Genomic DNA, 25,474 nt, shown 5'->3' on the forward strand with positions numbered 1-25,474 from the left:
GGGCGACAATAGACGCCGTGCTCGAGGTGATCGAAAAGGGCTCCGGCAGTGATGCGCATCCGGTGCCGCTGCTCTTCGTTCACGGCGGTTGGCATGCCGCGTGGTGCTGGGAGCACTTCCTGGACTTCTTCGCCGACGCCGGCTACCGCGCGGTGGCGATGAGCCTGCGCGGGCACGGCGCCAGCCTCTGCAACAAGCCGCTGCAGTCGGTTTCCATCGCCGACTACATCGACGACGTCCGTTCGGTCGCCGACGAGCTGGGCGGTGCGCCGGTGCTGATCGGCCATTCCCTGGGTGGCTACGTGATCCAGCGCTACCTGGAGGACCGAGCCGCGCCGGCGGCGGTGCTGGTGGGCTCCCTGCCACCACATGGCGTGCTCGGGGCAGCGCTGCGCGTCTGGCGCCGCCGCCCGTGGATGACCGTGCAGTCGTGGAACGACCCGACGTTGGTCAAGTTCCTGCGCACCCCGGCGCGCGCACGCGGATACCTCTTCTGCGCCGACACGCCCCAGACCATCGTCGAATCCTGTTTTGAACGCGTCGGGCCCGAGAGCATCCGCGCCGCGATGACCGATCCGATGTTCCGCCGGGTCGACACCCGGCGGGTGAACACCCCGATCCTGGTCCTCGGCGCCGCGCACGACGGCTTCGTCAGCGTGCGCGCGGTGCGCGCCACGGCGCGGGCCTACCGGACCGAACCGGAGTTCTTCGACATGGGGCACAACATGATGCTCGAACCGGGCTGGGCCGACGTCGCCGCACGCATCGACGCGTGGCTGCAAACCCGCGACCTAAACCGGCGCGACGTCTCCCGGCACGTCTAACACCGCCAACAGGTGTCGCTCCACCACAGCTCGCGCGTCCGCATGATCCGGCAGGCTGACGCAGAACACGTCGTCCACCATCGAACCCAGCGTCGTCACCTTCGCCCAAAGGATGTCGGCCCCGGCGCGTTCCAGCGCCCCGGTGAGCAAGGCGAGCAAGCCCGTGCGGTCGGTTGCCCGGATTTCGATCATCAGCCGGCCCGGCGTGCCGTTGAACCAGATGATGCGGGGCGGGGCGGTCGAACCGTGCACCGGAATCCCCGTGGGCGTATCTCCGATCGGGGCGCTCTGGGGGTCGGTTTCGCGCCGGCCAAGCGCGGCCAACACGTCGACATCGCCGTCGAGCGCGCGGATGAACTGCTCGCGCAGCAGCTCGGCGCCGACGGGAGAACCGAAGTGTGGCGACACCACAAATTCGTCGATCGCGGCGCCTTCATGGATGTTCATCGACGCCGAATGCACGCGAAGCGAGTTCAGCGCAAGCACGCCGGCGGCCTTCGACAGCAGACCGCGCTGGTCCGGGGCGATCATCACCACGTGGTAGGTGCGCCGGCTGGCGCCAGGCCGCAGCTCCACATAAACCTCGCCGTCGGCGGCCAGCGAAAGGTAAGTGGGATCAAGCGGATCGGCCTGAGGCAGCTGCTCACCGGCCATGGCCAAGCGGCACCGCCGCACCAGGTCGCCGACCAGCGATGCCTTCCAGTCACTCCACACTCCGGGGCCGGTAGCCAGCGCATCGGCTTCGGTCAGCGCATGCAACACGTCGAGCAACACCGGATCTCCGCCCAACGCCTCGCAGACGCTGGCGATGGTCTGCGGGTCGTTCAGGTCGTGGCGCGTCGCGATCTTCGACAACAGCAGATGGTGCTCAACGAGCTTCGAAAGCATCTCGACATCGGAGGGCCACATGCCCAGCCTGGTGCCGACCTGGGTGGCCAGTTGTGCCCCCAGCACGCTGTGGTCGGTATCGCGTCCTTTGCCGATGTCGTGTAGCAGCGCCGAAAGGATCAGCAGGTCCGGCCGTGCCACCCGGGTCGTGAAAATCCTTGCCCGAGCAGCGGTCTCGGCGAGATGACGATCCACCGTCCAGATGTGGATGACGTCGCGGGGCGGAAGATCGCGAACCGCACCCCATTCCGGGAAAAGCCTGCCCCACAAGCCATTACGGTCGAGAGCTTCGATTGTCGCGACCGTCGCCGGGCCGGCCGTCAGCAGGACCAGCAGGTTGTCGAACGCTTCGCGCGGCCATGGGGTCCGCAGCTCCGGCGCGATGTCGGCCAGTCGGCTCAGCGTGGACTCGGCAATGGGCAGCCCGGTGACGGCCGATGCCGCAGCCACCCGCAACACCAAGGCGGGGTCACTTTGCGGTCGGGCATCGCGGGCCAGCACGATCTCCCCGGCGTACTCGACCACACCCTCGTCCAGTGGCCGGCGTGGGCGCCGCCGCATGGCCGACATCCCGCGCCGCGGCATTGCGTTGGCGGCGGTCCGCAGCCCGGCGTCGACCCGGTAGCTGATCGTGCGGCCGGCGTCCGACAGTGTGCGCGCAAGGTCGTATCTGTCGCCGACATGCATTGCGGCGCTGATCTCGTCGGCGTATTGGGCCAACAACAGATCATGCCCGCGGCCGGAGACCCGATGCAGTTCGGTGCGCACGTTCAGCAGCGTCAGATGGGCTGCAGTCAGCGAACCCATCGGGTGATCGGGCCGACGCACGGTGAGACGGTCGGCCAGCTGGGCGATGGCCAGCGCATCGAGCAGCTGGACATCACGCAGTCCACCGCGGCCCAATTTCAGGTCGGGTTCGGCGCGATGCGCGATTTCGCCGCTGCGGCGCCAGCGGGCGTGCGTCGATTCGACGAGTTCGCCGAACAGGGACCGGATTCCGGTGCGCCACTGCTGCCGCACGCCCTCGACCAGACGGGCCGAGAGCTGCTCATCGCCGGCGATGTGGCGCGCATCCAGCATGGCCAGCCCCGCGGACACGTCCGCACCCGCCACCCGCAGCGTCTCGGCGACCGTGCGCACGCTGTGGTCAAGACGAATGTTGGCGTCCCACAGCGGATACCACAGCTGATCCGCGACTTTCTGGACCGTCTCGGGGGGCAAGCCGTCATGCAGCAACAGCAGGTCCAGGTCGGAGTACGGCAGCAGCTCGCGACGGCCCAGCGAACCGGTCGCGACGATCGCGAAACCGCTGTCGGCAGTGATGCCGATCTGCGCTGCCTTGGACGTCAACCAGAATTCATGCAGCTCCCCCCACACTTCGCGTAGCGCGGCCGAATCCAGTTGATCCGTGGGGCTGGAGAGCAGTTGTTCCCGGGCGGCAGCCAAATCGCTTGCTGCGCCGTCATTTCCGTCGGCCGTAGCCTCCAGTCGAAGCGGGCCCAGTGGATCGACTCCCCGTTGTGTCATTCCCGTCCAGTCGGATCAGGTTTTCCCGACGCATCTCATATCGCGTCGGCTCCGCGTTCACCCGTGCGGACGCGCACCACTGTCTCCACCGGGCTCACCCACACTTTGCCGTCGCCGATCTTGCCGGTGCGTGCGGCCCGCACGATGCTGTCCACGACCTTGTCCGCGTCGAAGTCGTCGACCAAGACCTCGATCCGCATTTTCGGCACGAAATCGACCGAGTATTCAGCGCCCCGGTAGACCTCAGTGTGACCCTTCTGCCGCCCGTACCCCTGAACTTCGCTGACTGTCATCCCCAGCAGTCCCAACTGCTCCAGACTGGCTTTGATGTCTTCCAGCGTGAACGGCTTGACGATCGCGGTAATCAGCTTCATTTTCTCTCTCCTCCAAGCTGTGACGAGCAACCGAAGCACCAGCGACCGCGAAATCGTAGCCGCTCTCAGCATGCTGAGCCTCATCGATCCCTGAGGCTTCGTCCTCGGCGCTGAGGCGCAGCCCAATGGTGTATTTCAGGATCAGAGCCACGATGGCAGTGCCGACGGCCGAAAAGGCGAGAACACTGAATGCGCCGATGCTTTGCCTTTCCAGTTGAGCGAAGCCGCCGCCATAGAACAGGCCCGGTGACACGCCCGTGACACCGGCAATGGCCACGGTCTGCGGTGCGGCGAGCAGACCCACCAGCAGTGTGCCTACGAGCCCTCCGACCAGGTGGACCCCGACCACGTCGAGCGAATCGTCAAAGCCGAATCGGTATTTCAAACCGACCGCCAGCGCGCACAGCGCACCCGCCGCCACGCCCACCACCAATGCGCCCACGACATTGACCGACGAGCATGACGGTGTGATGGCGACCAGTCCAGCAACGATGCCCGAGGCTGCTCCCAACGACGTTGCGCGCCCGTCGCGGATACGCTCCGTGAGCAGCCAGCCGAGCATGGCCGCGCCGGTCGCGGTCGTGGTGGTGATAAATGTCGACCCGGCGGCACCGTTGGCGCTGGTGGCCGAACCGGCGTTGAACCCGTACCAGCCGAACCACAGCAGCCCGGCGCCCAGCATCACGAACGGCAGATTGTGCGGGCGCATCGGCAATCCCGGCCAACCCTGGCGTTTCCCAAGGATGATCGCCAGGACCAGGCCCGCGGTGCCGGCATTGATGTGGACGGCGGTCCCGCCGGCGAAGTCGATGGCATGCAGCTTGTTGAGGATCCAGCCGCCGTGAGCGGACGCGAACTTATCGGCCGCGAATACCCAGTGGGCGATCGGGAAGTAGACGACCGTGGCCCACAAGCCGGCGAACAGCGTCCAAGCGCCGAACTTCATACGATCGGCTACCGCCCCGGAGATCAGCGCAACCGTGATGATCGCGAACATCAGCTGGAACGCCACGAATACGGTCTGGGGCATGGTTCCAGCCAAAGGAATCTGCACCGCCGGGGTTGAGCTGGCGGGATCAGCCGCGACGGCATTGACACCGATGAGGCCCTTCAGACCCCAGTATTCGGTCGGGTTGCCGGCGACGTTCCCGACGTCGTCGCCGAAAGCCAGCGAGTAGCCGTAGAGCACCCACAGCACCGTGACCACGCCCATGGCGCTGACGCTCATCATGATCATGTTCAGCACGCCTCTGGCGCGGACCATCCCGCCGTAGAAGAACGCCAGGCCCGGCGTCATCAACAGCACCAGCGCGGAGCTAGCCAGCATCCAGGCGGTGTCGCCAGTGTCGGGGACGCCCATGATGGGGAAATGGTCCACTGCCCCTAACCTCCTTCAGCAAGGCCGCGGCAAGGTGCGACCACTGTCCCGGTGGTCAAGACAATGCGCAGTGGTTGTTTCAAAAGGCGACGCTGGCAGGTTTCGTCGGTGTTACAACATGCTCACATGGCGATCGCCAGCGCGGCGGAGCCGGGCGCTGGGGGCACCCCCAGCCGCGGAGCGGCGAGGGGGACGGGTCGCCATCATGATCACAGCGGTCGCCGCTAGCCGAGCAGGGCGTCGACGAAAGCGCCTGGCTCGAACGGCGCAAGGTCGTCGGGTCCCTCCCCGAGCCCGACGAGCTTCACCGGCACCCCGAGTTCCTGCTGCACCCGGAAAACGATGCCGCCCTTGGCGGTTCCGTCCAGCTTGGTCAGTACCGCTCCGCTGATGTCGACGACGTCGGCGAATACCCGTGCCTGCGCCAGCCCGTTCTGCCCGATGGTGGCGTCGAGCACCAGCAGCACCTCGTCGACCGCCGCGCGCCGCGTCACCACCCGTTTGACCTTGCCGAGTTCGTCCATCAGCCCGGTTTTGGTGTGCAACCGGCCGGCCGTGTCGATGACCACGACGTCGGCGCCCGCGGCGATGCCCTTGTCGACGGCGTCGAAGGCCACCGAGGCGGGGTCGGCGCCCTCGGCTCCGCGCACGACCTCGGCCCCCACCCGAGCGGCCCAGGCTTCCAGCTGGTCGGCGGCGGCGGCGCGGAACGTGTCGGCCGCGCCCAGCACCACCCTTCGGCCGTCGGCGACCAGCACCCGCGCCAGCTTGCCGACGGTGGTGGTTTTCCCGGTTCCGTTGACGCCGACGACCAGCAGCACCGACGGATGGTCGTCGTGCGGCAGCGCGCGCACCGACCGGTCCAGATCGGGCTGCAGCTCGCTGACCAGAACCTCCCGCAGTACCGCGCGGGCGTCGGCCTCGGTGCGGACGTCCTTGCTGGCCAGCTGGCTGCGCAGCTGGGCCACAACCGAGGTGGTCACCACCGGCCCCAGGTCGGCGATCAGCAGAGTGTCCTCGATCTGCTCCCACGAGTCCTCGTCGAGATCACCGCCGCCGAGTAGCCCAAGCATGCTGCGGCCCAACGCATTTTGCGATCGGGCGAGCCGGCCGCGCAGTCGTTCCAGTCGTCCTTCCGGCGGTGCGATCGCCTCCACATCAAGCGCAGGTGGCGGGGCGCTATCCGGTTCCGGTAGTTCGATATCGGTGATGGTGCGCTTGGGGGCATCGCGGGGAATCGTCGCGTCGTCCCCGACCGCAGGCAGTCCTGAGGTGTCGATCCGCTCTGCGGACTCCGTGCGGCTGAACGTGATTCCCGACGACGCGGTGTAGCCGCCGGAGCGATCGAGCGCGGCGGGCTGCTCCGAGAGCCTGATCCGGCGCCGGCGGTAGCGGACCAGGCCCACGATCACGACGGCAACGACGATCAGTGCGGCGACGACGGCGATCGCGATCCAGAGTGTGTCCGGCACTATTCCAAGCTATCCGGGAGTCAGTGAGAAGCCGAGACCAGCTGGTCGACCTGTTGGCCGCGCATCCGCTGGGAAATCACCGCGGTGATGCCATCGTCTTGCATCGTCACCCCGTAGAGCGCGTCGGCGACTTCCATCGTCGGCTTCTGGTGCGTGATGATGATGATCTGCGACTGGGCTCGCAGCTGCTCGAACAGCACCAGAAGCCGGTGCAGGTTCATGTCGTCGAGCGCCGCCTCCACCTCGTCCATGATGTAGAACGGCGACGGGCGGGCCCGGAAAATCGCCACCAGCATCGCCACTGCCGTCAACGCCTTCTCCCCGCCGGACAGCAACGACAGCCGTTTGATCTTCTTGCCGGGCGGGCGGGCCTCGACCTCGATGCCGGTGGTGAGCATGTCGTCGGGGTTGGTCAACCGCAACCGGCCTTCTCCGCCCGGGAACAGCGCGGCGAACACCCCGCGGAATTCGCGTTCCACATCTTCGTAGGCGTCGCTGAACACCTGCAGGATGCGGGCGTCGACGTCGGCGACGACGTCGAGCAGGTCCTTGCGCGCGGCCTTGACGTCCTCGAGCTGAGTGGACAAAAAGTTGTAGCGCTCCTCCAGCGCCGCGAACTCCTCCAGCGCCAGCGGGTTGACGCGGCCGAGCTCGGCCAGGTCCCGTTCGGCGCGTTTGGCCCGGCGCTCCTGGGTGGCCCGGTCGTAGGGCATCGGCGCCGGTGCGGTGACCTGCTCGCCGCGCTCGCGGGCCTGCTCGTACTCGGCCAGCTCGAGCTCGGTCGGCGGCAGCGGCACATCCGGGCCGTATTCGGCAACCAGGTCGTCGGGCGCCATCCCGAACTGCTCGAGCACCATCTCCTCGAGCTGCTCGATGCGCAGCGCCGCCTGGGCCTTGGCCACCTCGTCGCGGTGTAGCGACTCGGTGAGGGTGGCGATCCGGGCGCCCAGGGCGTTGACCTCGTCACGGACCGCGGCCATCGCGACCGACCGTTGCCGGCGTTCGGCGGCGAGCACGTCGCGGTTGCGCGACGCGGCGGCGACCACCTGATCGAGCCGCCCGGCCAGCCGCCGTCCGGCGTCGGCCACCGCGGCGGCCACGGCGGCCGCGTGCTCACGCGCGGCGCGAGCCTGCTGGGCGCGCAGCCGTGCCTCCCGTTCGGCCGCGGCGGCGCGGCGCAGCGAATCCGCCCGCCCGCGAACGGCATTGGCGCGTTCCTCGGCGGTGCGCACCGCGAGCCTGGCTTCCACCTCGACGCCGCGAGCGGTCTCGGCTGCGGCCGCAATGCGCTGCCGGTCGACCGATTCGGGCGCCACGTGCTGCGTCTGCTCGGCGTTGCGCAACCGGGTCTCGAGTTCACCGAGTTCGTCGAGTGTCTGCGCGCGTCCGGCCTCCAGTTCCTCGCGCTGGCGCAGCAGTCGGCGCCAGTCCTCTTCGGCGGTCCGGGCGTCCTGGCCGAGCCGTCCGAGCTGCTCATAGATCGCCGAGATCGCGGCATCGGACTCGTTGAGCGCCGCCAATGCCTGCTCGGTGGCGTCCTGCCGCGCGGCCTGCTCGCTCAGCGCGCCGGACAGCGCCGCGGACAGCTGGCTGGCCTGCGCCTCGGCGCCGGCCAGCTCGGCGCGTGCCTTCTCGATTTCGGAAGTGATCTCCAGCGTCGACGGTTTGCGGTCCGACCCGCCGCTGACCCAGCCGGCGCCCACCAGATCGCCGTCGAGAGTCACCGCGCGCAACTGCGGGCGGGCCGCCACCAGATCCATCGCCTCGCGCAGGTCGGTGACCACCGCGACGCCGGAAAGCATCGCGGTCATCGCACCGCGCAGCCGCGACGGCGTCTCGATGAGGTCGAGCGCCCATTGGGCACCATCGGGTAGCGGGTACCTCGCCGATGCTGAGTCTTCAATGGCCGGCCAGTCCCCGAGCACAATGGCCGCGCGGCCACCGTCGGCCTGCTTCAAAGCCGTCACCGCAGAAGCAGCGGCACTGAAGCTGTCGGCGGCCAGCGCATCGGCGGCCGCGCCGAGCACCGCAGCCAGCGCGGCCTCGTAACCCGAACGCACCTTGACCAGCGTGGCGATCGACCCGAAAAGCCCGGCGCCGCCGCGGTTTCGGGTGAGCCAGGAGGCGCCGTCCTTCCGCTCGAGCCCAACCGAGAGCGCGTCGATCCGGGCGCGCAGCGAGGCCACTTGGCGTTCGGCGCCACGCTCGGCCGACTGCAGTTCGGCGACCCGCTCGTCGGCCAACCGCAATGCGACCACCATCCGCTCGTGGTGCTCGTCGAGGCCGACCTCGCCTTGATCCAGCTCACCGACCCGACCTTGCACTGTCTCGAACTCCGCTTGAGCCTGCTGGGCGCGGGCCGCGGCTTCCTCGATGCGCTCCGAGAGCTTGGCCACGCTCTCGTCGATCGATTCGACCCGCGCCCTCATCGTTTCCACCTGGCCGGCCAACCGGGCCAGGCCCTCGCGACGGTCGGCCTCGGCGCGCACCGCCGCCAGGTGAGCCTGCTCGGCTTCGGCGGCGCTGCGCTCACGCTCGGCCAGCTCGGTACGCGCCGAGTCCAGCCGAGCGCGGGCGGCGGCCAGCTCGGTGAGCAGCTCGCGCTCGGCGGCCTCCACCTGCTGGGCCTCCGCCTCCAACGCCTCGGGGTCGACACCGCCGCCGGTGGTCGGCTCGACGTCGAGGTGCTGTGCGCGCTCACTGGCGATGCGCACGGTCGCACTGACCCGTTCGGCCAAGGCGGACAAGCGAAACCAGGTCTGCTGGGCCGACTCGGCTCGTTGTGACAGCGCCGCCAGTGCTTCTTCGTGGGCGGCCAGCTCGTCGGAGGCCACCGACATCCGGGCGGCGGCCTCGTCGTGTTCACGGCGCAACGCCGCCTCGGCCTGGTCCACGTCGTTGAGCTCGGCCTGCCGGGTGACGACGTCGTCGGCGGCCAGCCGCAGCCGGGAGTCGCGCAGGTCGGCCTGGATGGTCGCCGCGCGACGGGCCACCTCGGCCTGCCTGCCCAGTGGTTTGAGTTGGCGGCGCAGTTCGGTGGTCAGATCGGTGAGCCGGGCCAGGTTCGCCGACATCGCGTCCAGCTTGCGGACGGCCTTCTCCTTGCGCTTGCGATGCTTGAGCACGCCGGCGGCTTCCTCGATGAACGCCCGTCGCTCCTCCGGCCGTGACTCCAGGATCTCGTTGAGCTTGCCCTGCCCGACAATCACGTGCATCTCACGACCGATGCCGGAGTCGCTCAACAGCTCTTGCACATCCATCAAACGGCAAGAGCTGCCGTTGATTTCGTATTCACTTGCGCCGTCACGGAACATCCGCCGCGTGATCGACACCTCTGAGTACTCGATCGGCAACGCGTTGTCCGAGTTGTCGATGGTGACCGTGACCTCGGCGCGGCCCAGCGGCGGCCGTGACGAGGTGCCCGCGAAAATGACGTCTTCCATCTTGCCGCCGCGCAGCGTCTTGGCGCCCTGCTCCCCCATCACCCAAGCCAGCGCGTCGACCACGTTGGATTTGCCCGAGCCGTTCGGACCGACCACCGCGGTGATGCCCGGCTCGAAGCGCAGCGTCGTCAGCGAGGCGAAGGACTTGAAGCCCTTCAGCGTCACGCTCTTGAGGTACACGACGTGCCAGACTACCGGCGGCCGGCGATGTGAAGAGGCGGCACGCGGGTCAGCGCGCGCTGAACCCTTCGAAGTCCTCCGGTTCCAGTGACCAGTCGGCGATGACGTTGTCGACGCGACCGGGGGTGGCGTCGCTCTGCAGCAGGCGCAGCAGCTCCTCGCAGTCCTCACGCGGCCCCTGCGCGACGACGAGCACCCGTCCGTCGATGCGGTTGGCGACGTAGCCGGTCAGACCCAATTCCAGCGCCCGGGAGCGGGTCCACCAGCGGAATCCGACTCCCTGCACACGCCCGCGTACCCAGGCGGTCAGCCGAACATCAGGCTCGGCCACGGTCGGCGATCTCGAAGGTGACGGTGGTGCCGGATTTCAGCGTGCGCCCGACGGTGCACACCTGGTCGACGGCCCGGTTGACGACGACCAGCAGCCGCTGAACCTGCTCGTCCGTCAAACCCGACAGGTCGACCTCGAGGGTCTCCTGCAGCAGCGGATACCGCTCCTGGTCGCGGTCGGCCGCACCGGACACCCGGATCACCGCCCGGTAATCATCGCCAAGCCTGTGGGCCAGTGGCTGGTCGCTGGCCATTCCGCTGCACGCCGCGAGCGCGATCTTGAGCAGCTCGCCCGGGGTGAAGACGCCGTCGACGTCCTCCGAGCCGACGAGCACCTGCGCACCGCGCGAGCTGTGGCCGGTGTAGCGGCGCACTCCGGTACGTTCCACCCACAGTTGCGTCATGGGTTCTTTTTACCGGGCGGCTCTCCCCACCGGTCGATCGCCACTCACTCGCGCAGGATGCGGCCTTCTGCGTCGGGCACCTTGCCGGTGAGCATCATGATTCCGTCGATCAGCGGCCAGATCCCGCCGATCCCGCACGTCAGCCAAGTCGCCGCGATCTGGGCGACTCCGATTCCGGTGTAGCCGAGATAAAAACGGCCGACGCCGAAGCTGCCGAGGAAAATCTCCAGCAGTCCCGCGGTGAGCTTGCTTTTGTCCGACAGCGGACGCCCATAGGCGTCCACGCCATAACCGTATGGTGCATATGGTGCGCCCGGCGGACCGTATGGCATCTGCGGATACGGTGCGGGCGCAGCGGGGTATCCCCCGGGAGGCGGCGGATACGATCCTTGGGGTGGTCCGGACGGATTCTGGAAGCCCTCCGGCTGTTGCGGCATTGTCACGCAGATGATGATGGCCTAAATCGCCGGCTAATCCGGGCTAACCGCAACATCCGTGGAATGTCTTCGCGCGGTACTGCGTGGACGTGGCTGGCATTTGGGGCAGTAGAACGACGAGCGGTTCATGAACTTCTCCCGGCGGATCCCTGCTCCGCACCGCCGGCAGTGTTTGCCTTCGCGGCCGTAGGCGTCCAGCGATCGCTCGAAGTAGCCGGATTGGCCGTTGACGTTGACATACAGCGAATCGAACGAGGTGCCGCCGTGCGCCAATGCGTCGCGCATCACGTCGGCCGCGGCCTCGAGCACCGCGGTGAGCCGAGGACGCGTCAGCGTGGCTGCGATGCGCGCGCCGTTGACCTGGGCCCGCCACAACGCTTCGTCGGCGTAGATGTTGCCGATGCCCGACACCACGGTCTGGTCGAGCAGCTGGCGCTTGATCTCGGAATGCTTGCGCCGCAACAGGTTTACCGCCGCAGCGATGTCGAAGCGGGGGTCGAGCGGGTCACGTGCCAGGTGTGCGACCGGTGCGGGAACCACGCTGCCGTCGACGGTCACCAGCTCGGCGAGCAGCCACCCCCCGAACGTCCGCTGGTCGGCAAAACTCACCGTGGTGCCGTCGTCGAGCAATGCGGAGATCCGGACATGGTCGGCGCGGGGCACGCGGCCGAGCAGCATCTGCCCGCTCATCCCGAGGTGAACGACCAGCGCGTGCTCGTCGCAGCCCGGCCCGTCCAGCGTCAGCCATAGGTATTTGCCGCGCCGGTCGCTGCCGGTGATCCGGGCGTCGAGCAGCCGCGCCGTCAGATCGGCGGGGCCGGCCTCGTGGCGCCGCACCGAGCGGGGATGATGCACCCGCACCGCGGTGATGGTCCTGCCCACCACATGGGCCTGCAAACCGCGCCGCACCACCTCGACTTCCGGTAGCTCGGGCATCTACATCACGCGATGTCGAGCGCGTGCAGCGCTTTCCACGCTGCTGACGCAGCGCTTTGTTCGGCTTCCTTTTTGGACCGTCCCACGCCCGAGCCGTATTCGGTGTCCATCACTACGACGACGGCGGTGAACTCTTTGTCGTGGTCGGGCCCGGTGGAGGTGACATGGTAGGACGGCACGCCCAGGCCGCGGGCCGCGGTCAACTCCTGCAGGCTGGTCTTCCAGTCCAGCAGGCCGCCGCCCTCCAGCAATCCACCGAACAACCGTAGGACCACGTCGCGCGCGGCGTCCATGCCGTGATGCAGGTAGATCGCGCCCAGAAGTGATTCCAAACCGTCGGCCAGGATGCTGGATTTACCGGCCCCGCCCGAGTTGAGCTCGCCGCGTCCCAGCAACATATACGCGCCGAGCCCCTCGTCGGTCAGATTGCGCGCGACTTCCGCCAGCGCCTGGGTGTTCACCACGCTGGACCGCAGTTTGGCCAGGTCCCCCTCCGATCGGTCGGGATGCCGGTGAAACAGCTCGTCGGTGACGATCAGACCCAAAACGGCGTCGCCGAGAAATTCCAAACGCTCGTTGGTGGGCAGGCCGCCGTGCTCATAGGCGTAGCTGCGATGGGTCAGCGCCAGGGTCAGCAAGTCGTCGGGCAGGTCGACGCCGAGCGCGTCGAGCAGGCTCTGCCGCGTCACCGCTGCGCCGCATCGTCGTCGGGTCGCAGCATTCCGGCCAGCTTGGCCCATCGCGGGTCGATCCGGTCATGGTGATGACCGGGCTCGGCGGTTGCCAGCGGGACACCGCAGTCCGGACACAGCCCGGGGCAATCCGCTCGGCACACCGGCGATAGCGGCAGTTCCAGCCCGACGGCGTCGATAATCGGCTGTTCGAGGTCGACGACGTCGTCGACGACCCGCCCGACCTCGCCCTCCTCGGTGGTCGCCTCGGTGACGCTGTCCGGGTAGGCGAACAGCTCGGTCAGGGTGACCTCCACTTGGCCGCTGAACGTCGCCAGGCACCGTGCACACTCGCCGGATGTGGGGGCGGCCAGTGTCCCGGTGACCAACACGCCCTCGGACACCGACTCGACCCGCAAATCGAGGTCCATCGGCGCGCCCGGTCGAATGCCGATCAGGTCCAAACCGATGCGCGACGGGCTGGCAACGGTGTCCTGCACCGAAAACGCTGCTCCCGGTCGTCGCCCCAGCCGCGCGATATTCAAGGCCAGCGGCGAGCTCGGATGCCGCCGCGCCGTCGAACTGTGCTGCATGGCCATGCCCGTAATCCTACGGGCGCGGCAACCAGCGGCGATCGCAAGCGCGGCGAAGCCGGGCGCGGCGGGTCGCCGCCAAACAACCCCGTACTACCGCTGTGCGTAGTCGTGCATGCCTGCCGCGGTCCGCAATTGGTGGCGGCCTCGGTTGACCGAACGCAGGGTGCCGTTGAGGAACTCTTCGAACTCGGCCAGCTTCGCGTCGACGTAGATGTCGCATTCACCGCGCAACCGGTCGGCTTCGGCGTGCGCCGCGTCGATGAGACGGGTCGACTCGGCGTTGGCCGCCTGGACGACCTCGGTCTGGGACACCAGGCGCTGCTGTTCCTTGATGCCCTCTTGCACGGCTTTCTCGTAGGAGATGTTGCCGTTTTCGACCAGCCGGTCGCATTCCGCCTTGGCGCGGCTGGTGGTGGCCTCGTACTCGCGTTTGGCCGCCGCGGCGATGCGAACCGCTTCCTCACGCGCCTCGGCAACCATCTGCTCGCTGTGCTGGCGCGCCTCGCCCACCATGCGGTCGGCCTGCGCCTTGGCCTCGGACAGGAGCCGGTCCGCCTCCGAGCGGGCGTGGTTGAGCAACGAGTCCGATTCGGTGGTCGCCGAGGACACCATGGAATCGGCATGGGTTTTGGCGTCATGCAGCAGCGCGTCGCGGGCGTCGAGCACGTCCTGCGCGTCGTCCAGCTCGCCGGGGATCGCATCCTTGATGTCGTCGATCAGCTCGAGCACGTCGCCGCGAGGCACCACGCAGCCCGCGGTCATCGGCACGCCACGGGCTTCCTCGACAATGGCGCCCAGCTCGTCGAGCGCTTCAAAAACTCGGTACACGGCAACATCCTCCCGGCATCGTTTGTTGTTACCAGTGTGCCTGTTGTTACCTCTGTGACTGGGTTGTCCTGCCCGGTGTGTCGGGATTGGCAATCTCGGGCCGCGCCACCCACCTGCACACTTGCCGTCATTATGTCGGGTCGGGCAGATTTGCGGCAATCATGGATGGCGCACCGCGAAGGCGGCATCGCGCCGTAGTGGAGGTCTGGTGGTACACGAAGCGATTGCGGCGGTCGGGCATGCGTTGGTCCTGGCGGGCTCGATGACCTGGGAGATCCTGTGGGCCTTGATCGTCGGTTTCGCCCTGTCGGCAGTGGTCCAGGCGGTGGTGCGGCGCTCGACGATCGTGGCCCTGATGGGCGACGACCGGCCGCGCACGCTGGCAGTCGCCGCGGGGCTGGGTGCCGCGTCGTCGTCGTGCTCGTACGCCGCGGTGGCATTGGCCCGGTCACTGTTCCGCAAGGGCGCCGACTTCACCGCCGCAATGGCCTTCGAGATCGGCTCCACCAACCTGGTGGTGGAGTTGGGGATCATCCTGGCTCTGCTGATGGGCTGGCAGTTCACCGCCGCGGAGTTCGTCGGTGGCCCGCTGATGATCGTGGCGCTGGCATTGCTGTTCCGGCTGTTCGTACGCTCGCGGCTCATCGATGCCGCCCGTCGGCAAGCCGAGCGAGGCATCGCCGGGTCGATGGAAGGCCATGCGGCAATGGACATGTCGATCCAGGGCGAGGGCTCGTTTTGGCGGCGGCTGTTCTCGCGGCCAGGTCTGACCTCGGTCTCACACGTTTTCGTGATGGAATGGACGGCGATACTTCGTGATCTCGTCCTGGGGCTGTTGATTGCCGGCGCTATCGCTGCCTGGGTACCCGAAACCTTTTGGCATCATTTCTTTTTCGCTGACCACCCAGTGCTCTCAGCGCTGTGGGGACCGATCGTGGGACCCGTCGTCGCGATCGCCTCGTTCGTCTGCTCGATCGGCAACGTGCCACTGGCCGCGGTGCTGTGGAATGGCGGCATCAGCTTCGGCGGTGTCGTCGCATTCATTTTCGCCGACCTGCTGATCCTGCCCATCCTGAACATCTACCGGAAGTATTACGGCACGCGGATGATGCTGACGCTGCTGGGCACGTTCTACGCCGCGATGATCGCAGCCGGGTACCTCGTGGAATTTATCTTCGGCACAGCCAATCTCATTCCGTCGCAACGCAACGCGACGGTGATGCACTCCGCCATCTCTTGGAACTACACCACCTGGCTGAACATCGTTTTCCTCGCCGCCGCGGCGGTGCTCGTCGCACGGTTCGTCGCCACAGGCGGCATCCCGATGCTGCGCATGATGGGCGGCTCCCCGGACGCCGAGCACGAACACTGCGGCTGACAACGCTCGATCACCGAGATTGCCGCTGTGGTCGTACTTTTCACCGAATCACGACCATAGCTGCAATCTCGATGACATCGGATGCCGCTGTTATGCGCGCCCGCGAAGCCTTTCGCGGAATCGGCGGTTCACCGGCTCGGGCAATAGCTCGGACACGTCGCCGCCGAGCATCGCGACCTCCTTGGCCAACGACGACGACACGAAGGAATATCGCGGCGCGGTCGCGACGAAGAAGGTGTCCACGCCGGCGATGTGCTTGTTCATCTGTGCCATCTGGAGTTCGTACTCGAAGTCGGTGCCGGTGCGCAGCCCCTTGACGATCGCGGTCATCCCGTGGGAGGTCACGAAGTCGACCACCAGACCTTGTCCGGCCTCCACCCGCAGGTTCGGCAGATGCGTCGTCGACTCCTCGATCATCGCGATCCGCTCGTCGAGGTCGAACATCCCTTTTTTGTCGGGGTTGGTCAGAATCGCGACCACCACCTCGTCGAACTGGGCCGCCGCGCGTTCGAAAACATCGATGTGGCCCAGCGTCACCGGGTCGAACGATCCCGGGCATACCGCACCGCTCATGACAAATGACGCTACACGGTGGCTCAAAGCCGTTCGGCCAGCTCCAAACGGGTGTCGCCGTAAACTCGCGGCTCCCAGGGATGCCAATCGGCCGGCCAGCCCAGCGGCTCACCCCCGGACGCCCGCTCGACGACCGCGACGGTTCCCTCGTGCGTCCAGCCGTGGGTGGTCAGCGCCGCCAAAACGGCGTGAATCTCGGCGATCTCGAGCTCATACGGCGGATCGGCCAACACGAGATCGACCGGCGACGCGGCGCCGCCGGCGAGCACGGCGGCCACCGGCGCACGGCGCAGCGTGGCCCCGGCCAGACCGAGGGTCGCGATGTTGCGCGCGATGACCGCCGCGCTGCGCTGGTCGGACTCGACGAACAGCACTGACGCCGCTCCGCGTGAGAGCGCCTCCAAACCCAGCGCGCCCGAGCCGGCATAGAGGTCGAGCACCGATACCCCGGCCAGGTCCCGCCGCGCGGTCAGGATGTTGAACAGTGACTCGCGGACCCGGTCGGTTGTCGGCCTGGTTCCCCGCGGTGGAACCGCGATGCGCCGTCCGCCGGCTACACCACCGATGATTCGCGTCAGGTCAGCACCATCAGCAGGTCACCGCCCTCCACCTGGGCGGTGGTCGACACCGCCACCCGCTGCACGGTGGCGTCGGCGGGGGCGGTGATCGGAGCTTCCATCTTCATGGCCTCGATGGTGGCGATGGTCTGGCCGGCGCTCACCTGATCGCCCTCGGCGACACCGACGGTGACGACCCCGGCGAACGGTGCGGCGATGTGGCCCGGATTTGTCCGATCGGCTTTCTCGGCGACCGGAACGGTGCTGGCAATGCTGCGGTCACGCACCAGCACCGGGCGCAGCTGGCCGTTGAGGATGCACATCACCGTGCGCATGCCGCGCTCGTCGGGTTCGGAGATGGCCTCCAGGCCGATCAACAGCTCAACGCCGCGTTCCAGCTTCACCCGGTGCTCCTCGCCTTGACGCAGGCCGTAGAAGAACTGGTTGGCCGACAACTGCGAAGTATCCCCGTATGTTTCCCGATGTTCCTCGAATTCCTTTGTCGGACCAGGGAATAAGAGTCGGTTCAGCGTGGCCTGACGCTTGCATCCTGTCAATGACAGGGCGGCTTCGTCTTCGGCGGTCAATTGCTGGACGGGCTTGGCCGGGCCGCGACCCTCCAACGCCGTCGTACGCAGTGGTTCGGGCCACCCGCCCGGAGGGTCACCGAGCTCGCCTCGCAAAAACCCAAGCACCGATTCCGGGATATCGAATCGACTTGGGTCGGAGGCGAATTCGTCTGCGCTGACCCCGGCACCGACCAGAGCCAGCGCCAGATCTCCGACCACCTTCGATGACGGGGTGACCTTGATCAGCCTGCCGAGCACCCGATCGGCACCGGCGTAGGCCTCTTCGACCTCCTCGAACCGGTCCCCCAAACCCAGCGCGATCGCCTGCTGGCGCAGATTGGACAGCTGGCCGCCCGGAATCTCATGGTGATAGACCCGGCCTGTCGGCCCGGGCAGCCCAGATTCGAACGGCGCATACACCTTTCGCAGCGCCTCCCAATAGGGCTCCAGCGCACACACAGCCGACAGCGACAGGCCGCTGTCGTATTCGGTGTGCGCGGCGGCGGCGACGATCGAGCTCAGCGCGGGCTGGCTGGTGGTTCCGGCCATCGGCGCGGCGGCACCGTCGACGGCGCTGGCCCCCGCGCGCCACGCAGCGACGTAGCTGGCCAGCTGCCCGCCGGGTGTGTCGTGGGTGTGCACGTGCACGGGCAGCTCGAAGCGACTCCGCAGCGCGCTGACCAGCCGTTGTGCCGCCGGCGGTCGCAGCAACCCCGCCATGTCCTTGATGCCCAGCACGTGTGCCCCCGCATCCACGATCTGCTCGGCCAGCTTCAGGTAATAGTCCAGCGTGTACAGCCGCTCATCCGGATCGGACAGATCACCCGTGTAGCACATCGCGACTTCGGCTATCGCCGAACCTGTTTGGCGTACCGCGTCGATGGCAGGCCGCATAGATTCGACGTTGTTGAGCGCGTCGAAGATTCGGAAGATGTCGATCCCGGTGGCGGTCGCTTCCTCCACGAACGCCGAAGTGACAAGCTCCGGATATGGCGTGTAGCCAACCGTATTGCGGCCGCGCAGCAGCATCTGCAGGCAGATGTTGGGTATGGCTTCACGCAACGTCGCCAGCCGCTCCCACGGATCCTCCTTGAGGAACCGCAGCGCCACGTCATAGGTCGCGCCACCCCAGCACTCCACGGACAGCAGCTCAGGGACAGTCCGGGCGAGATACGGTGCCACCATCATCAGCCCGCTTGTGCGGACCCGGGTGGCAAGCAGCGACTGGTGGGCGTCGCGGAATGTCGTGTCGGTGACGCCCACCGCCGGGGAGTCGCGCAGCCAGCGCGCGAAGCGCTCGGGTCCCAACTCGACGAGCCGTTGCTTGGAGCCCGCGGGCGGCGGGACATCGAGGTCGATGTCGGGCAGCTTGTCGTGCGGGTACACCGTTGACGGGCGCGAGCCGTGCGGCTTGTTGACCGTCACATCGGCGAGGTAATTGAGGATCTTCGTGCCGCGGTCGGCCGAAGCGCGCGCGGTCAGCAGCTGTGGGCGCTCGTCGATGAACGATGTGGTGATGTGGCCGGCCTGGAAGTCTGGGTCATCCAAAACCGCTTGCAGGAACGGGATATTTGTCGACACTCCACGAATCCGGAATTCGGCGATCGCCCGGCGTGCCCTTGTCACCGCCGTCGGGAAGTCGCGGCCCCGACAGGTCAGCTTGACCAGCATGGAATCGAAGTGAGCGCCGATCTCCGCGCCCAGATTGGTGCTGCCGTCCAGCCGGATTCCGGCACCGCCGGGGGTACGCAACGCGCTGATCCGGCCGGTGTCGGGCCGGAACCCGTTGGCCGGGTCCTCGGTGGTGATCCGGCATTGCAGCGCGGCTCCGTGCGGCCGGATGTCCTCCTGACGCAGGCCCAGCTGATCGAGGGTCTCGCCGGCGGCGATGCGCAGCTGGCTGGAAACCAGGTCGACGTCGGTGATCTCCTCGGTCACGGTGTGCTCGACCTGAATCCGCGGATTCATCTCGATGAAGACGTAGTTGCCGTGCTCGTCCAGCAGGAACTCGACCGTGCCGGCGCAGCTGTATCCGATGTGACGCGCGAAAGCGGCTGCGTCGGCGCATATCTTGTCGCGCAGCTCGCCGCTCAGGTTCGGTGCGGGCGCCAGCTCGATGACCTTTTGGTGCCGGCGCTGCACACTGCAGTCGCGCTCGTAGAGGTGCATGACGTGGCCGTGGTTGTCGGCCAGGATCTGCACCTCGATGTGACGCGGCTTGACCACGGCCTGTTCGAGATAGACCGTCGGGTCGCCGAACGCCGACTCCGCTTCCCTGCTGGCGGCTTCGATCGCTTCGGGCAGCGCGGCGACATCGCTGACGCGGCGCATGCCGCGGCCCCCGCCGCCGGCAACGGCCTTGACGAACAACGGAAACCGCATCCCGTCGGCCGCAGTTACCAGCTCGTCGACCGACGCCGACGGCGCCGAAGACCGCAATACCGGCAGGCCCGCTTCGCGGGCTGCGGCGATGGCCCGGGACTTGTTTCCGGTCAGCTTGAGTACTTCGGCGCTGGGGCCGACGAACGTGATGCCGGCGGCCGCACAAGCCGCGGCCAACTCGGGGTTCTCCGACAAGAAGCCATAACCCGGGTAGACGGCGTCCGCGCCGGCGTTGAGGGCGGTTTCGACGATTTCGTCGACCGACAGGTATGCGCGCACCGGGTGACCGACCTCGCCGATTTGGTAGGACTCATCGGCCTTGAGCCGATGCTGCGAGTTGCGGTCCTCGTATGGATAGACGGCGACCGTGCCGATACCCAGTTCGTAGGCCGCGCGAAATGCTCGGATCGCGATTTCGCCGCGATTGGCAACCAGCACTTTGGAAATCACGCGCGGCCCTTTCGTTCTACAGGAGCGTCGACCAGTAGTCCCAAAACCGGGCCAAGATCAACAGAAAGACTGCGGTGAACCAGAGCGTGGCGATTGACCACCGCCATCGGTAGAGCTCGCGCCCCACTGCGCCGCCCCCATTCTCGCCGGCCGGCCGAAACGCGATCGAGGCGACGACCACAAGCAGCGTGATGGTGACCACCCATACCGCCATGCAATACGGGCAGAGCGCCCCGATGCGGTACAGACTTTGGAAGATCAGCCAGTGCACGAACGCCGCGCCGACCAGTGTCGCGGCCGTCAGCCCGATCCAATACCACTGCGGCAGAGGAACATTCGCCACGGCCAGCACACCAGTTACGACGACGACGCTGAATGCCGCGATGCCGATCAATGAATTGGGAAATCCCAGCACCGAAGCCTGCGGCGTTGTCATCACCGAACCGCATGACACTATCGGGTTGAAGTTGCACGAGGGCACATATGAGGGATTGCGCAAGATCGCGATCTTCTCAACCGTCAGCGCCGCCGAACCCGCCAGCCCTACCAGCCCGGCGATCAGCACCCACCACGCGCTGGGCAGCGCCACCGACGATGCCGGCACTGACCGCGATGCCGAATCGCCCAGCGACGGGCCGGGTTCGGCTGACAGCGCGGTGCTCACTGCGCCGGCGGAGTCGCCGCCGTGTCGATACCCGGCACATTCCCGACGATCTCTTTGATCTTGGCGACAAATGCGTCGGGCGTCGACGGGTCATACTCCTGGCCGTTGATGCGGATGGTCGGGGTGGCGTGAATGCCTGCGGCGGTAGCCATGCCGTCGACCATCGGCACATACTTGCCGGCCTTGATGCAGCCCGGAACCTTGCCTGCAGCGCCGTCAACCCGGGCGATCTCGATCAGCCGTGCGTTGTCGGGAAAAGCCGACGCGGTCTCGGCCGGCTGCAGTTCCTTGCTGAACAGCGCGCTGTGGAACCGGCGGAACGCGTCGATGGATTCGTCGGCGACACAATAGGCGGCGGCCCCGGCCCGCGACGAGTAATTCTCGTTCCGCGGGCTGTCGAGGATGCTGACCATGTAGTAGTCGGCGGCGATGGCGCCCGTGTCGATCAGCTTGGATACCGTCGGCCCGAACGACCGCTCGAAGTTGCCGCAGGCCGGGCAGAGGAAGTCCTCGTAGAACGACACCACCGCCTTGGGGTCGTGGCTGCCGTCCTTGGTGACCAGTTTGCTCGACGTCACCCGCACCGGCCGCGCGTCGCCGGCGCCCTTCTTGTGATGCGAGATGACGATATAGCCGACGAGGACGACGGCGAAGATGACCACGATCGAGGTAAGCCCGATTCTGATCGCCAGATCGCGTCTGCGCCCGGCGGCGTTCAGGTCATAGCCGGGGCGTTTCTGGTTATTGGCTTTGGCCCCCATGGGCTGGCTGATCCTCCTGGCGTCGGCGATAGCGCATCTAGCGTACCGGCGCCAGCGGCGGCCGGTCAGACCCGGCTGAGGTGGGCGCGCAATGCCGAGATCAACTCGGAGGTGGCCACGGCACTGCCTCCGCCGAGCGGGAACAGGTTGGCGAAGACATGTGTCAGCGACCCCATCGAGCGTAGGTCGACGGCGGTACCGGCAGCTCGCAGCGCCGAGGCGTACTGCTCGCCCTCGTCGCGCAGCGGGTCGAAACCCGCGATGGCGATCAGCGCTGGCGGCAACCCGGCGAGGTTCTCGGCCAGCAGCGGCGACACCCGCGGATCCGTCCGCTCTAGCTCGGAGGCCCCGAGGTATTGCTCGTGGAACCAGTCCATGTCCCGCTTGGTCAGCACAAAGCCGTCGGCAAACAGGGTCCGCGACCGGGTCCGGGCGTCGATGTCAGTGATCGGATAGAGCAACCACTGCAGCACCGGCATCGGCTCGCCGCGGTCGCGCGTCAGCTGAGACACCACGGCTGCGAGGTTGCCGCCCGCGCTGTCGCCACCGACGGCGACCTTGCCGGGGATCGCCCCAAGGTCATCCACGTGCTCGCAGGCCCACCGAAACGCCGCGTGGGCGTCGTCGACGGCGGCCGGCGCCGGGTGCTCGGGCGCCAGCCGGTAACCGATCGACAGCACATGGATGCCGGCGTCGCGGCAGGTCAACCGGCACAGCGCGTCATGGGTGTCCAGGTCACCGATCACAAAGCCACCGCCGTGGTAGAAGACCAGCAGCGGCGTCGGCTCGCCGCAGGCCGGGCGGTAGTGCCGGGCCGCGATCTCGCCGGCCGGTCCGGGTATCGACACGTCGCTGACCCCGACGTGGATCTGCGGACCGCTAAACGCCCGAGTCATCGCCAGTGCCTGGGCCCGGGAGGCGACCGGGTCCTTGTGGACGGTCAAGCCGTTGATGCCGACGGCTCGCTGTGCAGTCAGCATCAGCTGCAACGTGGGATCCAGTGTGTTGCCGTCGATCGTGACCGCGCGGCCCCCGGTGAGCAGCCGCGTGGTACCGGTCGGCACCCACGGGATGACCTTGAGGCCGATGTTGATGGCGACACTGTGCAGTCGGCTGACCCGCGGCGCACCTGGCAGACTTTTCGTCATGGCTGCTCCCATAGTCACCCTGAACGACGGTAACGGCATTCCCGCCGTCGGCTTCGGTGTCTTCAAGATTCCGCCGACGGACACCGAGCAGGCGGTGGGCGCCGCGCTGCAGGCCGGCTACCGCCATATCGACACCGCGGCAATGTACAACAACGAACGCGAGACCGGCCGCGCGGTAGCCGCGTCCGGGGTGCCAAGAGAAGAACTGTTCTTGGTCACCAAGCTGTGGAACGCCGACCAGGGCTACGACAGCACGCTGACGGCGTTCGAGGCCAGCATGGACCGGCTCGGCGGGTATCTCGAGGAGTATCTGGACTTGTACCTGATCCATTGGCCGATGCCCCAGGCCAACAAGTTCGCCGACACCTTCAAGGCGTTCGCCCACCTGCGCGACCAAGGCCGGATTCGCTCCATCGGGGTAAGCAATTTCGAGCCCGAGCATCTCAAGGTCCTCATCGACGCCACCGGGATTGTGCCCGCCGTCAACCAAGTCGAGTTGCATCCACGATTTCCGCAGACCGCGTTGCGGGACGTGCACGCCCGCCTGGGCATTGCGACCGAGGCGTGGGCGCCGCTGGGCCAGGGTTCGCTGCTGACGCATCCGAGCGTCACCGCGGTCGCCGAGCGCTGCGGCCGGACACCGGCGCAGGTGTTGATTCGGTGGCATCTTCAGCTCGGTAATATCGTGATCCCCAAGTCGGTGAACCCCACGCGGATTGCGAGCAACTTCGACGTGTTCGATTTCGAACTCAGCGCAGCGGACATGGCGGCGATCTCCTCGCTCGATGACGGGAACCGGCTTGGCCCTGATCCACGAACCTTCAATTTCACAGGCAGGTGAATGACCTTGACCGGCGAGTCGGGCGCCGTCCCTTCGGTAGCACTCAATGACGAGAACACGATGCCGGTATTGGGCCTCGGCGTCGCCGAATTGTCCGACGCCGAAACCGAGCGCGCGGTATCGGCGGCGCTGGAGATGGGCTACCGGCTCATTGACACCGCCGCGGTATACGGCAACGAAGAAGCCGTCGGGCGCGCGATCGCGGCCTCCGGGATTCCCCGCGCCGAATTGTTCGTCACAACCAAGCTGGCCAACGCCGACCAGGGTTTCACCACCACCCAGGAGGCCTGCAAGGTCAGCCTGGAGCGGCTCGGCTTGGAGTATCTCGATCTCTACCTGATCCACTGGCCTGCCGCACAACTGGGAAAGTATGTGGACAGTTGGGGCGGCTTGATCCAGTGCCGTGCACAAGGTTTGACCCGCTCGATCGGAGTGTGCAACTTCACCGAGGAGCATCTGTCGACGGTTATAGAGCTGTCGTTTGTCACGCCCGCGGTCAACCAGATCGAGTTGCATCCGTTGCTCAACCAGGCCGAGCTGCGCGCGGTCAACGCCCAGCACAACATCGTCACCGAGGCGTACAGCCCGCTGGGCATCGGCCGGCTTTTGGAGAACCCAACGGTGACTTCCATCGCCGCCGAATACAGCCGCACCCCGGCACAGGTGCTGATCCGGTGGAGCCTGCAGCTGGGCAACGTCGTCATCCCGCGTTCGGCCAACCCGGAGCGCATCGCCAGCAACTTCGACATCTTCGATTTCGAACTGGCCGCCGAGCACATGGACGCCCTCAACGGGCTCAACGACGGCACCCGGCTGCGTGAGGATCCGCTGACCTACACCGGTGTCTGAATCCAATATGGCGCAGGCCGCGGCGGGCTAGGATACCGCTCACAGCGCCGCGCCAGCGAACTCTTTGGCAAGAGCCAGCAACCCCGGAGCGGCCAATGATCCACCGGGAGCAGCAATGGACAGAATCTCGCGCGGTTGGGCGCTGACGAAGCAGAGCTGGGAAGTTTTGACGCGCGACCGATCACTGGTGATCTTCCCAATCCTGTCGACCCTCTTCGCGATCCTCGCCGTGATCGCAATCTGGGTGCCGGCCTTGCTCATCGGCGGCGTGTTCGAGGGCAGGCAGGTGGACCAACAGAATCCCGTCTATTGGGTCGCCGGGGTGGCCATGGCCTATGTGTCGACGTTCATCGCCATCTTTTTCAATGTTGCGCTCGCCGCTTGCGCCGCTCGCTCGATGCGCGGGGAAGACACCAAGGTCGGCGAGGGGATCAGCGCCGCCGCGAACCGGCTCGGCCCGATCCTCGGCTGGAGCTTCGTGACAACCACCGTCGGCCTGATCCTGCGAGCGATCGAAGACCGGGTACCGCTCGCGGGCAAGATCGTGGTCTGGCTGGCCGGCGCCGCGTGGGCCGTCGCAACATTCTTCGTGGTCCCGGTGGTCGCGCTCGAGGGCACCGGGCCGTTGGACTCGCTGAAACGCTCGGCGGCCGTCGTCAAGGCCCGTTGGGGCGAGGGCGCGACGGGCGCGGCCACGATCGGCGTGGTGACCTTCCTGGTCAGCTTCGCGATCGCGGTGGTCGGCGGCGTGGGCTTCAGCGCGCTGGCCGGGGCCGGGCTGCCGTTGCTGGCCGGCGCATTCGTGGCCCTCGCGGTCGCGGCCATCCTCGTCGTCTCGTTCATCTCCAGTGCGCTGAGCCAGATCTTCCGCGTCGCCGTCTACCAGTACGCGGTCACCGGCGCGGCGCCGGGCGGGTTCGACGGCCGGCTGCTGCAGGCCGCATTCACGGGAGGCACACGGCCTCAACGAAACTACGGAGCGGATCCCACCACCGGGCGCCCGTTGTGACGGCG

The 25,474-nt window shown here is 67.2% G+C and carries 23 protein-coding genes; 5 read left to right on the forward strand and 18 right to left on the reverse strand.

The window, feature by feature from the left end:
* Positions 1-17 precede the first annotated feature (17 nt).
* Positions 18-824 (forward strand): alpha/beta hydrolase, encoded by an 807-nt coding sequence (locus AWC06_RS09030; RefSeq protein ID WP_085196514.1) that lies wholly within the window; start codon positions 18-20, stop codon positions 822-824.
* Here the strand turns inward: AWC06_RS09030 and AWC06_RS09035 are convergent.
* From AWC06_RS09035 to sepIVA, 12 genes are all read right to left on the reverse strand, one after another.
* Positions 792-3,239 (reverse strand): [protein-PII] uridylyltransferase, encoded by a 2,448-nt coding sequence (locus AWC06_RS09035; RefSeq protein WP_085196516.1) that lies wholly within the window; start codon positions 3,237-3,239, stop codon positions 792-794. The two genes, AWC06_RS09030 and AWC06_RS09035, sit on opposite strands and share 33 nt — an antisense overlap.
* Before the next feature lie 35 nt (positions 3,240-3,274).
* Entirely contained in the window at positions 3,275-3,595 is a 321-nt protein-coding gene (locus AWC06_RS09040; RefSeq protein ID WP_227371042.1) for a P-II family nitrogen regulator, read from the reverse strand.
* Positions 3,483-4,991 carry an ammonium transporter gene (locus tag AWC06_RS09045; protein ID WP_211281933.1) on the reverse strand — a complete coding sequence of 503 codons (1,509 nt, stop codon included), beginning with the start codon at positions 4,989-4,991 and terminating at the stop codon, positions 3,483-3,485. The genes AWC06_RS09040 and AWC06_RS09045 overlap by 113 nt, the downstream gene beginning before the upstream one ends.
* A gap of 224 nt (positions 4,992-5,215) precedes the next feature.
* The gene (ftsY, locus tag AWC06_RS09050) at positions 5,216-6,463 is read right to left on the reverse strand and encodes a signal recognition particle-docking protein FtsY (RefSeq protein ID WP_085196519.1); all 1,248 of its coding nucleotides are present in this window, start codon (positions 6,461-6,463) and stop codon (positions 5,216-5,218) included.
* Between the two features lie 20 nt (positions 6,464-6,483).
* Positions 6,484-10,086, reverse strand: coding sequence for a chromosome segregation protein SMC (gene smc / locus AWC06_RS09055; protein ID WP_085196521.1), 3,603 nt, complete (start codon positions 10,084-10,086; stop codon positions 6,484-6,486).
* 49 nt (positions 10,087-10,135) lie between these two features.
* Positions 10,136-10,417, reverse strand: a complete 282-nt coding sequence (locus tag AWC06_RS09060) for an acylphosphatase (protein ID WP_085196523.1) — start codon at positions 10,415-10,417, stop codon at positions 10,136-10,138.
* Positions 10,404-10,820 carry an OsmC family protein gene (locus AWC06_RS09065; protein WP_085196525.1) on the reverse strand — a complete coding sequence of 139 codons (417 nt, stop codon included), beginning with the start codon at positions 10,818-10,820 and terminating at the stop codon, positions 10,404-10,406. The genes AWC06_RS09060 and AWC06_RS09065 overlap by 14 nt, the downstream gene beginning before the upstream one ends.
* 44 nt (positions 10,821-10,864) lie before the next feature.
* On the reverse strand, positions 10,865-11,104 hold the full coding sequence (locus AWC06_RS09070) for a TM2 domain-containing protein (protein WP_372458073.1): 240 nt from the start codon (positions 11,102-11,104) through the stop codon (positions 10,865-10,867).
* 186 nt (positions 11,105-11,290) lie between these two features.
* Positions 11,291-12,193 carry a DNA-formamidopyrimidine glycosylase gene (gene mutM / locus AWC06_RS09075; RefSeq protein ID WP_085196529.1) on the reverse strand — a complete coding sequence of 301 codons (903 nt, stop codon included), beginning with the start codon at positions 12,191-12,193 and terminating at the stop codon, positions 11,291-11,293.
* A 5-nt stretch (positions 12,194-12,198) separates the two neighbouring features.
* Complete coding sequence (gene rnc, locus AWC06_RS09080) at positions 12,199-12,933, reverse strand: ribonuclease III (protein ID WP_085196531.1); 735 nt, start codon at positions 12,931-12,933, stop codon at positions 12,199-12,201.
* A complete protein-coding gene (locus AWC06_RS09085; RefSeq protein WP_085196533.1) occupies positions 12,879-13,463 on the reverse strand; it encodes a YceD family protein in 585 nt (194 codons plus the stop codon). Before AWC06_RS09085 ends, rnc begins: the two co-directional genes overlap by 55 nt.
* An 87-nt stretch (positions 13,464-13,550) precedes the next feature.
* Positions 13,551-14,288 (reverse strand): cell division protein SepIVA, encoded by a 738-nt coding sequence (sepIVA, locus tag AWC06_RS09090; RefSeq protein ID WP_085196535.1) that lies wholly within the window; start codon positions 14,286-14,288, stop codon positions 13,551-13,553.
* 208 nt (positions 14,289-14,496) lie between these two features.
* Between sepIVA and AWC06_RS09095 the strand changes: the two genes are divergently transcribed.
* The gene (locus AWC06_RS09095; RefSeq protein ID WP_227371039.1) at positions 14,497-15,666 is read left to right on the forward strand and encodes a permease; all 1,170 of its coding nucleotides are present in this window, start codon (positions 14,497-14,499) and stop codon (positions 15,664-15,666) included.
* 90 nt (positions 15,667-15,756) lie between these two features.
* Here the strand turns inward: AWC06_RS09095 and coaD are convergent, their stop codons facing one another.
* The 6 genes from coaD to AWC06_RS09125 all read right to left on the reverse strand — a co-directional run bounded on the left by coaD (position 15,757) and on the right by AWC06_RS09125 (position 22,770).
* Entirely contained in the window at positions 15,757-16,239 is a 483-nt protein-coding gene (coaD, locus tag AWC06_RS09100) for a pantetheine-phosphate adenylyltransferase (protein WP_085196537.1), read from the reverse strand.
* 23 nt (positions 16,240-16,262) lie between these two features.
* A complete protein-coding gene (gene rsmD / locus AWC06_RS09105; RefSeq protein WP_085196539.1) occupies positions 16,263-16,817 on the reverse strand; it encodes a 16S rRNA (guanine(966)-N(2))-methyltransferase RsmD in 555 nt (184 codons plus the stop codon).
* The gene (locus AWC06_RS09110) at positions 16,814-20,197 is read right to left on the reverse strand and encodes a pyruvate carboxylase (RefSeq protein ID WP_085196541.1); all 3,384 of its coding nucleotides are present in this window, start codon (positions 20,195-20,197) and stop codon (positions 16,814-16,816) included. Before AWC06_RS09110 ends, rsmD begins: the two co-directional genes overlap by 4 nt.
* Before the next feature lie 16 nt (positions 20,198-20,213).
* Positions 20,214-20,849, reverse strand: coding sequence for a vitamin K epoxide reductase family protein (locus tag AWC06_RS09115; protein WP_372458087.1), 636 nt, complete (start codon positions 20,847-20,849; stop codon positions 20,214-20,216).
* An 8-nt stretch (positions 20,850-20,857) separates the two neighbouring features.
* Positions 20,858-21,622, reverse strand: a complete 765-nt coding sequence (locus AWC06_RS09120; protein ID WP_085196543.1) for a DsbA family protein — start codon at positions 21,620-21,622, stop codon at positions 20,858-20,860.
* Between the two features lie 65 nt (positions 21,623-21,687).
* Positions 21,688-22,770, reverse strand: coding sequence for an alpha/beta hydrolase (locus AWC06_RS09125; RefSeq protein ID WP_085196545.1), 1,083 nt, complete (start codon positions 22,768-22,770; stop codon positions 21,688-21,690).
* On the opposite strand from AWC06_RS09125, the gene AWC06_RS09130 reads away from it, so the two are divergent.
* From AWC06_RS09130 to AWC06_RS09140, 3 genes are all read left to right on the forward strand, one after another.
* Positions 22,769-23,611 carry an aldo/keto reductase gene (locus AWC06_RS09130; RefSeq protein ID WP_085196547.1) on the forward strand — a complete coding sequence of 281 codons (843 nt, stop codon included), beginning with the start codon at positions 22,769-22,771 and terminating at the stop codon, positions 23,609-23,611. The genes AWC06_RS09125 and AWC06_RS09130 overlap by 2 nt on opposite strands.
* A gap of 6 nt (positions 23,612-23,617) precedes the next feature.
* On the forward strand, positions 23,618-24,460 hold the full coding sequence (locus AWC06_RS09135) for an aldo/keto reductase (RefSeq protein ID WP_085196640.1): 843 nt from the start codon (positions 23,618-23,620) through the stop codon (positions 24,458-24,460).
* A 115-nt stretch (positions 24,461-24,575) separates the two neighbouring features.
* Positions 24,576-25,469, forward strand: a complete 894-nt coding sequence (locus tag AWC06_RS09140; protein ID WP_085196549.1) for a DUF6159 family protein — start codon at positions 24,576-24,578, stop codon at positions 25,467-25,469.
* The last annotated feature ends 5 nt before the right edge of the window (positions 25,470-25,474 follow it).

The sequence above is a fragment of the Mycobacterium fragae genome, from assembly GCF_002102185.1.
GTDB classification, from domain to species: Bacteria; Actinomycetota; Actinomycetes; order Mycobacteriales; family Mycobacteriaceae; genus Mycobacterium; species Mycobacterium fragae.